General features: G+C 72.0%; 9 protein-coding genes. All 9 read right to left on the bottom strand.

What is annotated here, in order from left to right:
• The coding region (gene ftsZ, locus EAO77_RS23580; RefSeq protein WP_261994117.1) for a cell division protein FtsZ at positions 1–1140 on the bottom strand (1140 nt) is incomplete at its 3' end.
• Between the two features lie 285 nt (positions 1141–1425).
• Positions 1426–2235, bottom strand: coding sequence for a cell division protein FtsQ/DivIB (locus tag EAO77_RS23570; RefSeq protein ID WP_147990294.1), 810 nt, complete (start codon positions 2233–2235; stop codon positions 1426–1428).
• 14 nt (positions 2236–2249) lie between these two features.
• Complete coding sequence (murG, locus tag EAO77_RS23565) at positions 2250–3344, bottom strand: undecaprenyldiphospho-muramoylpentapeptide beta-N-acetylglucosaminyltransferase (protein ID WP_147990293.1); 1095 nt, start codon at positions 3342–3344, stop codon at positions 2250–2252.
• Positions 3345–3350: 6 nt separating this feature from the next.
• The gene (gene ftsW / locus EAO77_RS23560) at positions 3351–4883 is read right to left on the bottom strand and encodes a putative lipid II flippase FtsW (protein WP_410088681.1); all 1533 of its coding nucleotides are present in this window, start codon (positions 4881–4883) and stop codon (positions 3351–3353) included.
• Positions 4884–4933: 50 nt separating this feature from the next.
• Complete coding sequence (gene murD / locus EAO77_RS23555; RefSeq protein ID WP_147990292.1) at positions 4934–6361, bottom strand: UDP-N-acetylmuramoyl-L-alanine--D-glutamate ligase; 1428 nt, start codon at positions 6359–6361, stop codon at positions 4934–4936.
• Positions 6343–7413 carry a phospho-N-acetylmuramoyl-pentapeptide-transferase gene (gene mraY / locus EAO77_RS23550; RefSeq protein WP_147990291.1) on the bottom strand — a complete coding sequence of 357 codons (1071 nt, stop codon included), beginning with the start codon at positions 7411–7413 and terminating at the stop codon, positions 6343–6345. The genes murD and mraY overlap by 19 nt, the downstream gene beginning before the upstream one ends.
• The gene (murF, locus tag EAO77_RS23545; protein WP_147990290.1) at positions 7410–8828 is read right to left on the bottom strand and encodes a UDP-N-acetylmuramoyl-tripeptide--D-alanyl-D-alanine ligase; all 1419 of its coding nucleotides are present in this window, start codon (positions 8826–8828) and stop codon (positions 7410–7412) included. The genes mraY and murF overlap by 4 nt, the downstream gene beginning before the upstream one ends.
• Before the next feature lie 4 nt (positions 8829–8832).
• Complete coding sequence (locus EAO77_RS23540) at positions 8833–10533, bottom strand: UDP-N-acetylmuramoyl-L-alanyl-D-glutamate--2,6-diaminopimelate ligase (RefSeq protein WP_147990289.1); 1701 nt, start codon at positions 10531–10533, stop codon at positions 8833–8835.
• A gap of 15 nt (positions 10534–10548) precedes the next feature.
• A partial coding sequence (locus EAO77_RS23535) for a peptidoglycan D,D-transpeptidase FtsI family protein (RefSeq protein WP_261994116.1) occupies positions 10549–12466 on the bottom strand: 1918 nt, incomplete at its 5' end.

Here is a 12466-nt window from a genome sequence, read left to right as displayed (position 1 = left end):
CACGGCATCGAACTGCGGGTGACCGAACGCACTCCGGTCCTGCTGCTGGAGAAGGGCGGGCGGTTCGTCGAAGTGGACGCCGACGGTGCCCAGTCCGCTCGCCGGGCGCACCGCCTCGGGGCGCTGCGGCGCGGCCGGCTCCTCGCGCTTGGCCGACGCCGAGCCGATCACGTTCTCCCGGCGGGTCGGCGGCTGGCCGCCGTCGAAGCCGGCCGCGATGACGGTGACCCGGACCTCGTCGCCGAGCGCGTCGTCGATGACGGCGCCGAAGATGATGTTGGCCTCGGGGTGGGCGGCCTCGCTCACCAGCTGGGCGGCCTCGTTGATCTCGAAGAGACCGAGGTCGCTGCCGCCGGAGATGGAGAGCAGGACGCCGCGGGCGCCGTCGATGGAGGCTTCCAGCAGCGGGGAGGAGATGGCCATCTCCGCCGCGGCCACCGCGCGGTCGTCGCCGCGGGCGGAGCCGATGCCCATGAGGGCGGACCCGGCCTCGGACATCACGGACTTGACGTCGGCGAAGTCGAGGTTGATCAGGCCGGGGGTGGTGATGAGGTCGGTGATGCCCTGGACACCCGACAGCAGCACCTGGTCCGCGGACTTGAAGGCGTCGAGGACGCTCACCTGGCGGTCGGAGATGGACAGCAGGCGGTCGTTCGGGATGACGATGAGGGTGTCGACCTCTTCGCGGAGCTCGGCGATGCCGTCCTCCGCCTGGTTGGCACGCCGGCGGCCCTCGAAGGTGAAGGGGCGGGTGACGACGCCGATGGTCAGGGCGCCGAGCGATCGCGCGATGTTGGCGACGACGGGGGCGCCACCGGTGCCGGTGCCGCCGCCTTCGCCCGCGGTGACGAAGACCATGTCGGCCCCCTTGAGGACCTCCTCGATCTCCTCGCGGTGGTCCTCTGCCGCCTTGCGACCGACTGCCGGGTTGGCTCCGGCGCCGAGGCCGCGGGTGAGTTCGCGGCCGACGTCGAGCTTGACGTCGGCGTCGCTCATCAACAGCGCTTGCGCGTCCGTGTTGATCGCGATGAACTCGACGCCTTTGAGACCGACCTCGATCATTCGGTTGATGGCATTGACACCACCGCCGCCGACACCGATGACCTTGATGACTGCGAGGTAGTTCTGCGGTGCTGCCACGTCGAAGGCCTCTCGCCTCGAGTTACGTGTCGACGCCTCGCGGGACCGCGGTGCGACGACTGATGTCGAATGGGGACGGCCCGACCAGCCCGGCTGCCGACCCGAACCCTAACGGTGAAGTTTAGGGTTATCAGTGTGTCTGTTCCCTGGACTCTTCCGAACAGGACACTAAGTCGACACGAGGCGCCCGTTCAACGAACACGCCGAACCTCCCGTTTTTCTTTTCACCCTATGTGATCACGCTGCGCAATGCCCAACCAGGGTGCTGGCCTGGGCAGATGCGCGTCAACTCCCGGCCACGGCAGGGGCGGTGGGGGCGCTCACATCGAACTGACGCGCCCCGGGAGACGCTTTCATCAGCGCTCCGAGTGTGCGAGCCTTCGCCGCACCGTGCTCGGAACTGCCCCACAGCACCCGCCGGTCCCCCGTCAGCCGCAGCGAGATGTCGTCGTAGGAACGCACTTCCAGCGAGGTCGTCTCGCGTACGACCCGGGAGGGCAGATCACCCCGTACGGTCACCGCCTCGGCGAGCAGCCGGCCGGCGTCGAAACGCGTGGCGCCCGGTGACCCGGCGATGTCGAGGCGCACCACGGGGGCGCCCCGGGTCGCCTTGTCGACCGTGGCGAACTGCACACCGTCGGCGTCCACTTCGACGAACCGCCCGCCCTTCTCCAGCAGCAGGACCGGAGTGCGTTCGGTCACCCGCAGTTCGATGCCGTGCGGCCAGGCCCGCACCGCGTCGACGGACGCGATGCGCGGCAGCCGGGCCCGCAGCCGGGCCTCGACGGCGTCGGTGTCGACGGAGACCAGCGGGTCGCCGACCGGCACCGCCGCCACCTCCTCGACCTGTCGTGCGGTGAGCACCTTCGTGCCCGTGGCCCGCACCTCCTCGGTGCGCAGCCACGAGGAGCCGTAGAGGACCCAGACGAGCCCCGCCGCGAGGAGCACGGCGGCGGCGCCGGCGATCAGCGCGCGCCGCACCAGGAGCCGCCGCCGGACGGGGTCCGGGGCGGGCGGGCCGGACGGCCCCCCGGACCCGTCGGATCCGCCGGGGGGTCTTTCCGCACCGCGCTCGGCGGTGGTCGGTCCGGCCACGCTCCCCTGCCTTCTCACGCCTGGTGGCGTGCCGCAATCGCCTCGTACACCATGCCGACGAGCAGGTCGTCGGCGTCCCGGCGGCCGAACTCCGCGGCCGCGCGCGACATCTCGTACAACCGGTGCGGATCGGCCAGCACGGGAAGGACGTTGCCGTGGACCCACTCGGGGGTCAGCTCGGCGTCGTCCACCAGCAGGCCGCCGCCCGCCTTGACCACCGGCTGGGCGTTGAGCCGCTGTTCGCCGTTGCCGATCGGCAGCGGGACATAGGCGGCGGGCAGGCCGACGGCGGACAGTTCGGCGACGGTCATCGCGCCCGCGCGGCAGAGCATCATGTCGGCCGCGGCGTACGCGAGGTCCATCCGGTCCACGTACGGTACCGGCACATAGGGCGGCATCCCGGGCATGTTGTCCACGCGCGGCACCTCGTTCTTCGGGCCGACCGCGTGGAGGATCTGGATGCCGGAGCGCTGGAGGACCGGAGCGATCTGCTGGACGACCTCGTTGAGCCGGCGCGCGCCCTGCGAGCCCCCGGAGACCAGCAGCGTCGGCAGGTTCGGGTCGAGGCCGAACGCCGCGCGCGCCTCGGGGCGCACGCGGGCGCGGTCCAGGGTCGCGATCGAGTGGCGCAAAGGGATGCCGATGTAGCGGGAGTTGCGCAGCTTGCTGTCGGGGGTGGCCACGGCCACACCCGCCGCGTAGCGGGAGCCGATCTTGTTGGCGAGGCCGGGGCGGGCGTTGGCCTCGTGGACGACGATCGGCACACCGAGCCGCTTGGCGGCCAGGTAGCCGGGCAGGGCGACGTAGCCGCCGAAGCCGACGACACAGTCCGCCTTGGTGCGCTCCAGGATCTGCTCGGCGGCCTTGATGGTGCCGCGCAGCCGCCCGGGGACGGTGATCAGCTCGGGCGTGGGCCTGCGGGGCAGCGGGACCGCTGGGATGAGCGCCAACTCGTAACCGCGCTCGGGGACGAGCCTGGTCTCCAGTCCGCGTTCCGTGCCCAGGGCCGTGATGCCCACGCTCGGGTCCTGCCTGCGCAGGGCGTCCGCGAGGGCGAGCGCGGGCTCGATGTGGCCGGCGGTCCCCCCACCGGCGAGTACGACATGCACCGAAATTCACCGCTCTCCGGACGGACGCTTCTTCACGCGCCGTCTCATCGACTTCCATCTCACCCCGGGCCTCCGCGCGGCCAGGGCCGCCTTCGCGGCGGGATCCTGTCGCGCGAACGCGATCAGCAGCCCCACGGCGAACATCGTCGGCAGCAGGGCCGACCCGCCGTAGGAGAACAGCGGAAGCGGCACTCCGGCGATCGGCAGCAGGCCGAGCACCGCACCGATGTTGACCACGGCCTGCGCCGTGATCCAGGTGGTCACGCCTCCGGCTGCGTACCTCACGAAGGGGTCCTCCGTGCGTCCGGCAACGCGGATACCCGCATAGCCTAGAGCCGCGAACAGGGCGAGCACCGACAGCGTCCCCGCCAGGCCCAGTTCCTCGCCGGTGACGGCGAAGATGAAATCGGTGTGCGGTTCGGGCAGTTGGCCCCATTTTTCCACACTCGCACCGAGACCGGAACCGAACCATCCGCCAGAGGCCAGAGCATAGATGCCGTGCACGGCCTGCCAGCACTCGCCCTGGGGTCCGAGGTCGGTCGCGCCGATGCACTGCAGCCGGGACATCCGGTTCGCGCTGGTCCTGATGAGCAGCAGACCGACCGCGACGGCGACGCCGAGCACCCCGGCGAACAGCCGGGTGGGCGCACCGGCCAGCCACAGCAGGCCGAAGAGGATGGCGGCGAGGATGATCGCCGTGCCCATGTCCCCGCCGAGCATGATCAGTCCCAGGAGCAGGAAGGTCACCGGGACGAGCGGCACCAGCAGATGCTTCCACTGCGTCAGCAGCCGCTTGTCCTGCTTGCGGGCGAGCAGATCGGCGCCCCACAGGATCAGGGCGAGCTTGCCGAACTCGCTGGGCTGGAGCTGGAACGGGCCGCCGAGGTAGAGCCAGTTCTGGTTGCCGTTCACCGCGTGCCCTATCCCGGGCACCTGCACGAGCACCATGAGGAACACCGCGCCCATGAGCAGCGGGTAGGACAGGGCGCGGTGCAGTCGCACCGGCATCCGGGACGCCAGGAGGAGCAGCGCGGCGCCGATCGCGGCGGCGAGGAACTGCTTGCGGAAGAAGTACGCGGCGGGCAGCGAGTACTCCAGCGCCTGGATCATCGACGCGGAGTAGACCATGACGAGGCCCAGCACGGTGATCAGCAGGCTGCTGCCGAGGATGAGGTAGTACGCGGTCAGCGGCCGGTCCCAGGCCCGCCGTGCCTGCTCGTACAGCCGCCGGGGTCCTCCGGGGACGGCCGGGCCGCCCCCGGAGGACGCACCCGAGCCGCCCCGCGGCGCGCTGGGACGCGCGACGTCCCGCGCTCCCGCGCCGCCGCGCAGCAGCATGCCCGCCCCGGCGTACGCGGGCGTCCACGCCGGGGCGGGCAGGCCCGCCCGTGCTGCCCGCCGGCGCCGCGCGGCCCCCGCGAAGGGGGCCGGGGCCGCGGACGGCCGGGAACGGGTGTCCGGCGCGGCTCCCGCGTCACCGGACGTGCGCCCCGAGGGCTCGGACGGGGCCGGGGTGGGGCCGGGGGTGGTGGGCGGCATCGGTGCTGTCCCCTCCAGTCGTGCCCGGCGCCAGCCGGACCCGGTGGCTGTCAGCCGCGCTCGGCGGCGAGCGCGCGGACCGCTTCCGCGAACGCCTCGCCCCGCTTGTTGTAGTCGGTGAACATGTCCATCGAGGCGCAGGCCGGGGCCAGCAGGACCGTGTCGCCCGGCCGGGCGAGAGCCGCCGCCTCGGCGACCGCCGCGGACATCGCCTCAGTGTCGGTCCGGTCGAGGTCGACCACCGGGACCTCGGGGGCGTGTCGCGCGAGGGCCTCGCGGATCAGCGCGCGGTCGGCGCCGATCAGCACGACACCGCGCAGCCGCTGCGCCGACGCCGCGACGAGTTCGTCGAACGTGGCCCCCTTGGCGAGCCCGCCCGCGATCCAGACGATCGGGTCGTACGCGGCCAGCGACGCCTGCGCGGCATGGGTGTTGGTGGCCTTGGAGTCGTCGATGTACGCCACCTCGGCGACGTCCGCGACGTGTTCGATGCGATGGGCGTCGGGGCGGAAGGCCCGCAGCCCGTCGCGCACCGCGGCGGGCGCGACGCCGAAGGCACGGGCCAGCGCGGCGGCGGCCAGGGCGTTGGCGATGTTGTGGGGGGCCGGCGGGACGACGTCCCGGACCTCGGCGAGCTCCTGCGCCTGCCGGTGCCGGTCGGCCACGAAGGCGCGGTCGACCAGGATCCCCTCGACGACGCCGAGTTGGGACGGACCCGGTGTGCCGAGCGTGAAGCCGACGGCCCGGCAGCCCTCCTCCACGTCCGCCTCGCGCACCAGGTCCTCGGTCGCCTTGTCGGCCACGTTGTAGACGCAGGCGACCGTGTTGCCCTCGTAGACCCGCCCCTTGTCGGCGGCGTACGCCTCCATGGAGCCGTGCCAGTCGAGGTGGTCCGGGGCGAGGTTGAGCACGGTCGCGGAGTGGGCCCGCAGGGACGGTGCCCAGTGCAGCTGGTAGCTGGAGAGTTCGACCGCGAGGACGTCGTACGGCTCGTCCCCGGTGACGACGTCGACGATCGGCGTGCCGATGTTGCCGATGGCCGCCGTCCGCAGGCCCGCCGCCGTCAGGATCGAGGCGAGCATCCGGGTCGTGGTCGTCTTGCCGTTGGTGCCGGTGACCGCGAGCCACGGCGGCGCGTCCGGGCCGCGCAGCCGCCAGGCGATCTCGACGTCGCCGACGACGTCCACGCCGGCGGCAGCGGCGGCCGCGAAGAGCGGGCTGGAGGGTTTCCAGCCGGGCGAGGTGACCACCAGGTCCGTGCCGTCGGGCAGCGTCTCGGCGTCGCCGAGGCGTACCGCGATGCCCAGGGGGGCCAGTTCGGCCGCACGGGCCCGGTGCGTGTCCCCGTCGCCGCCGTCGACGACGGTCACCTGCGCACCGAGCCCGGCCAGGGCGCGTGCGGCGCTGACGCCGCTCACGCCGAGGCCGGCGACGGTGATCTTCCTGCCCTGCCAGTCGCTCACTTGTCGGCTGCCCATCCCGCGTAGAAGAGGCCCAGACCCACGATGACGCACATGCCCTGGATGATCCAGAAACGGACCACCACAAGGACCTCGGACCACCCCTTGAGTTCGAAGTGGTGCTGGAGCGGTGCCATCCGGAAGACGCGCTTGCCGGTCATCCGGAAGGAACCGACCTGGATCACCACGGACATGGTGATGAGGACGAACAGTCCGCCGAGCAGCGCGAGCAGGAACTCGGTGCGCGAGCAGATCGCGAGACCCGCCAGCGCGCCGCCGAGGGCCAGCGAACCGGTGTCGCCCATGAAGATCTTGGCCGGCGAGGTGTTCCACCACAGGAAGCCGAAGCAGGCGCCCATCAGGGCGGAGGCGACGACCGCGAGGTCGAGTGGGTCCCTCACCTCGAAACAGGCGTTGGGGTTGGTCAGGGTCTGCGCGTTGGCGCAGGACTCCTGGAACTGCCACAGGCCGATGAAGGTGTAGGCGCCGAAGACCATCACGGAGGCGCCGGTGGCGAGCCCGTCGAGGCCGTCCGTCAGGTTCACGCCGTTGGACATGGCGAGAATCATGAACAGCGCCCAGATCACGAACAGCACCGGGCCGATGGACCAGCCGAAGTCCGTGATGAACGACAGCCTGTCGGACGCCGGGGTGTTGCCGCGTGCGTCGGCGAACTGGAGGGACAGCACCGCGAAGGCGATGCCGACGATCAGCTGTCCCGCCATCTTCGCCTTGGCCCGCAGGCCGAGCGACCGCTGCTTGACGATCTTGATGTAGTCGTCGAGGAAGCCGACGAGTCCCATGCCGGCCATCAGGAACAGCACCAGGATGCCCGAGAACGTCGGGTCCTCGCCGGTGATCACCTTGGCGAGGGCGTACGCGATGAGCGTGGCGAGGATGAAGGAGATGCCGCCCATGGTGGGCGTCCCCTTCTTGCTGCCGTGCGTACGCGGGCCGTCGTCGCGGATGAACTGGCCGTATCCCTTGCGGGCCAGCAGCTTGATCAGCAGCGGGGTCCCGATCAGGGTCAGGAACAGACCGATGGCTCCCGCGAACAGGATCTGCCTCATCGGACGGCACCCTCACCCTCGAGCAGCGCCTCGGCGACCTTCTCCAGGCCCACCGACCTGGACGCCTTCACCAGCACGACGTCACCCGGGCGCAGCTCACTGCGCAACAGGTCGACCGCCGCCTGCGCGTCGGACACGTGCACCGACTCCTCACCCCACGAACCCTCGTTGTATGCGCCCAGTTGCAACCAGGACGCTTCCCTGCCCCCGACCGCGACGAGCTTGCCGACATTGAGCCGGACGGCGAGCCGTCCGACCGCGTCGTGCTCGGCGAGCGCCTCGTCCCCGAGCTCGGCCATCATGCCGAGCACCGCCCACGTACGGCCCCCCTTGGCCCGTGCGGGCTCGCCCATGGCGGCCAGCGCTCGCAGCGCGGCGCGCATGGACTCGGGGTTCGCGTTGTAGGCGTCGTTGACGATCGTCACGCCGTCCGGACGCTCGGTGACCTCCATACGCCAGCGGGAGAGGGTGCCCGCCTCCGAGAGCGCGAGGGCGATCTCGTCCACAGGCATGCCCAGCTCATGGGCGACGGCGGCCGCGGCGAGCGCGTTCGACACGTGGTGCTCACCGTACAGCCGCATGGTCACGTCACTGCACCCGGTGGGTGTGTGGAGCGTGAAGGAGGGCTGTCCGTGCTCCGTGAGCCGGACATTCTCGGCACGTACGGCGGCGTCGGCGGCCTCCCCGAAAAGGACGACGCGTGCCCGGGTGCGGGTGGACATGGCGCGGACGAGCGGGTCGTCGGCGTTCAGCACGGCGATGCCGCCCGCTTCCGCGGAGGGCAGGGACTCGACCAGTTCGCCCTTGGCGAGGGCGATCTGCTCGCGGCCGCCGAACTCGCCGATGTGCGCGGAGCCCACGTTGAGGACCATGCCGATCCGCGGAGGGGTGAGTTCCGTGAGGTACCGGATGTGGCCGATTCCGCGCGCCCCCATCTCCAGCACGAGGTGTTCGGTCTCGGCCGTCGCGGTCAGGGCGGTGAGGGGCAGCCCGATCTCGTTGTTGAGCGAGCCCGGCGTGAAGACGGTCGGCGCCTTGCGCCGCAGCACCTGGGCGACCAGGTCCTTGGTGCTGGTCTTGCCGGCCGATCCGGTCAGCGCGACGACCTGGGTGCCCAGGCGCTCCACGACGGCCCGCGCGAGGCGGCCGAGTGCGGCCTGGACGTCGTCGACGACGATCGCGGGCGCGGGGACGGGGCGGGTGGCCAGCACGGCGACCGCGCCCTGTGCGACGGCGCGTTCGGCGTAGTCGTGGCCGTCCACCTTGTCGCCCCTGAAGGCGGCGAAGAGGCTCCCTGGCTCGACGGCGCGGGAGTCGATGACGACGGAACCGGTGACGAGAATGGCCGGATCCGGTATGTCGTGCGACTTCCCGCCGACGATTTCGGCGATCTCGGCGAGTGAGAGGGCGATCACTGGGTCATCCCTGACTGTTCTCGTTTCCGACGGGGCGGTCCGGCGACGCGTCCCGGTGCGCGGAGGAGTCCTCGATCGCCGCGCGCAGCACCTGGCGGTCGTCGAACGGGCGGACCACCCCGGCGATGTCCTGGCCCTGCTCGTGGCCCTTGCCGGCGACGAGGACGGTGTCCCCGGCCCCGGCGCGGGCGACGGCCGCGGCGATGGCCGCGGCCCGCTCCTCGAAGACCAGGACGTCGCCGCGCTCGTGCGAGGGCACCTCGGCGGCGCCCGCGAGCATGGTGGCGAGGATCGCGAGCGGGTCCTCGGAACGGGGGTTGTCCGAGGTCAGGACGGCGGTGTCGGCCAGGCGCGCGGCTGCGGCGCCCATCGGCCGGCGTTTGGTGACGTCCCGGTCGCCGCCGCAGCCGAGGACGATGTGGAGCCTGCCCCCGGTCACCTTGCGCAGGGAGCGCAGGACCGATTCGACGGCGTCCGTCTTGTGCGCGTAGTCGACGACGGCGAGGTACGGCTGGCCGGCGTCCACCCGCTCCAGGCGGCCCGGCACACCGGGGACGGCGGCGACGCCGTCGGCGGCGGTCTGCGGGTCGATCCCCGCCACGGCGAGGGTGACGATCGCGGCGAGGGTGTTGGCGACGTTGAACGGGCCGGGCAGCGGCGCCGCGGCGCGCAGCCGCTCGCCCTTGGGGCCGACCACGGTGAACGTGGAGCCGATGGCGGTGACTTCGACCCCCTCGGCACGCCAGTCGGCGTCCGGGTGCCCCTCGGCGGAGAAGGTGGTGACCGGTACGGTCGCCTCCTCGACCAGCCTGCGGCCGTACTCGTCGTCGAGGTTGACGACGGCCTCGCGGCTGCGCTGCGGTGTGAAGAGCTGCGCCTTGGCCTGGAAGTAGTCCTCCATGCCGGAGTGGAATTCCATGTGCTCGGGGCTGAGATTGTTGAAGACCGCGACGTCGAAGACGCAGCCGTCGACCCGGCCGAGCACCAGCGCGTGGCTGGAGACCTCCATGGCGACGGAGTCGACGCCCCGCTCGCGCATCACGGCGAAGAGGGCCTGGAGGTCGGTGGCCTCCGGCGTGGTGCGCTCGGACTTGATCCGGTCGTCGCCGACCCGCATCTCGACGGTGCCGATCAGACCGGTGGCCCGGCCCGCGGCGCGCAGACCGCCCTCGACCAGGTAGGCCGTGGTGGTCTTGCCCGAGGTGCCGGTGATGCCGATCTGGAGCAGATCGGCACCCGGCCGGCCGTAGATCTCGGCGGCGAGTTCGCCCATCCGGCCGCGCGGGTCGTCGATGACGAGCACGGGCAGGCCCGTGGCGGCGGCGCGTTCGGAGCCGGACGGATCGGTGAGGATCGCGGCGGCGCCGAGGTCGGCGGCCTGGGCCGCGAAGTCCGCGCCGTGGAACCGGGCGCCGGGCAGGGCCGCGTACACGTCACCGGGCCGAACCGCCCGGGAGTCGTGGGTGATGCCTGTGACGCGGACCCCGTCCGGGGCCCGCACGCCCAGCCGGGCCGCCAGCTCCCCGAGGTCCGTGGGGCGGGGCCGGTCCGGGCGGGGTGCTCCCGGGCGGTCGGCTGCGGGCTGGGGCGGTGAGGGCTGATCAGCGTGTGGCACGGCGGTGAGCGTACCGGGCGCGGACGGCCCTGGGGAAAAAGAGGTGCCGGGCCCGGGGCGGTTCCCGGGATCGGGGGTGATGGTCGTCACTGGTGGTTCCTCCGGTCACTCGCCGGGTTCGAAGGTCACGGGCAGCCGGGCGGGTGCCTTGCCGGTCGGTGCGATCTGCAGGGTCTTCAGCGAGAACTCCATGACCTTCTGGTAGACGGGTCCGCAGATCTGGCCGCCGAAGTAGCTGCCCCTGGTGGGGTTCTGGATGGCGCAGTAGACGGTGATCTCCGGGTCGTCGGCCGGGGCGAATCCGGCGAACGAGGCCGTGTATCCCTTGTAGCGGCCGAGTTCGGGGTCCACGCGGTTGGCCGTGCCGGTCTTGCCGGCGACGCGGTAGCCGGGGATGCGTGCCTTGGTGCCGGTGCCCTCCCGGTCGTCGACGACGGATTCGAGCATGGCCGCCAGCGTGTCGGCGGTCTTCTCGCTGACCACCCGCGTCTTCTCGGGCGCCGGCGCGGCGGTGAACCGTCCGTCGGGGCCCTTGGTGCCGCGGACGAGGGTGGGCTGGATGCGCACCCCGCCGTTGGCGATCGTCGAGTAGACGGAGGCGGCCTGCAGGGCGTTGACGGACAGGCCCTGGCCGAACGGGATCGTGTACTGCTGCGAGGTCGACCAGTCCGACGGGGGCGCCAGGATGCCGGCGGTCTCGCCGGGGTAGCCCAGGCCGCTGGTGCTGCCCAGGCCGAACTTGCGCAGGTAGGAGTGGAGCACCCGGTTGGCCTCCTGCTGGGTCCTCCCCAGCTGGCCGGTGGCCAGGATGGTGCCGATGTTGCTGGACTTGGCGAGGACGCCGTTGAGCGTCAGGTACCAGGTGGGGTGGTCGATGTCGTCCTTGAAGAGCCGGTCGCCGCGGTGCAGCCGGTTCGGGACGACGACGTGCGTGCCGGGGGTGGCCTTCTTCTCCTCCAGCACGGCCGCCATCGACATGACCTTGGCGGTGGAGCCCGGCTCGTAGGCGTCCTGGAGCGCCGCGTTGCCCATGGCGGTGGCGTCGGCCTGGCCGAGGTCGTTCGGGTCGAAGCCGGGAGAGTTGGCCATGGCGAGGATCTCGCCGGTGCGGGTGTTCTGCACGATCACGTAGCCGCGGTCGGCCCGAGACGTGGCGACCTGGTCCTCGATGGCCTTCTGGGCGGCCCACTGGATGTCCCGGTCGATGGTCAGCTCGACGTCCGACCCGGGGACGGCGGGCGTCTCCTGCGAGCCGGCCGTCGGGATGCGCCGGCCGCCGGACTGGACGTAGGTGACGGTGCCGTCCTGGCCCGCCAGCGTCTTGTCGAGGAGGGATTCGATCCCGCCGCCGCCCCGGCCCTCGGCGTTGACGTAGCCCAGTATCCCCGCGGCCAGCGTCCCGTTGGGGTAGACGCGCTTGCTGCTGGGCTCCTGGAAGACGCCGGCCAGCACGTTGGCGCCGGGGCCGCCCGCGCTCCTGTCGGCTGCCGCCTTCTCGGCGTACACGCTCTTGAGATCCTTGATCTGCTTCCACACCTGCGGCGTCTGGCGCCGGGCGAGGACGGCGTACCGGGAGCCGGGCTTCTTCAGCTTCGCGGCGATGCCGGCGGCGTCGGTGCCGAGGATCGGCGCCAGCAGGGCGGCGGCCTGCTCGGGCGCGTCGGGTGCCTTGCTCTCCTTCGGCGTGAACATCTTCGGGTCGGCGGTGATGTCGTGCGCGTCGACGGAGATGGCGAGCGCGACGCCGGACCGGTCGGTGATCCCGCCGCGTTCGGCGGCGAGGGTCACGCTGTCGTAGCGGTTCCTGTCCGCCTTGCCGGCGAGCGCCTCGGCGTCGACGGCCTGCACCTGGAGCAGCCGCACGACGAAGGCGATCATCACGAGGGTGAGCCCGAGGCTCACCAGACGCAGTCGCGGACGCGGGCTGCCGAGCCGGATGACGCGGGGCGCGGGACGGGGAGTGCGGGACGGCGGGCGCCGGTACGGACGTCCCGCACTCCCCGTCCCGCGCCCCGCGTCATCC

Source organism: Streptomyces sp. T39 (assembly GCF_008042045.1).
Lineage (GTDB): Bacteria > Actinomycetota > Actinomycetes > Streptomycetales > Streptomycetaceae > Streptomyces.
The sequence above is the reverse complement of the archived record's forward strand: the minus strand, read 5'-3'. Positions and strand labels throughout refer to the sequence as shown.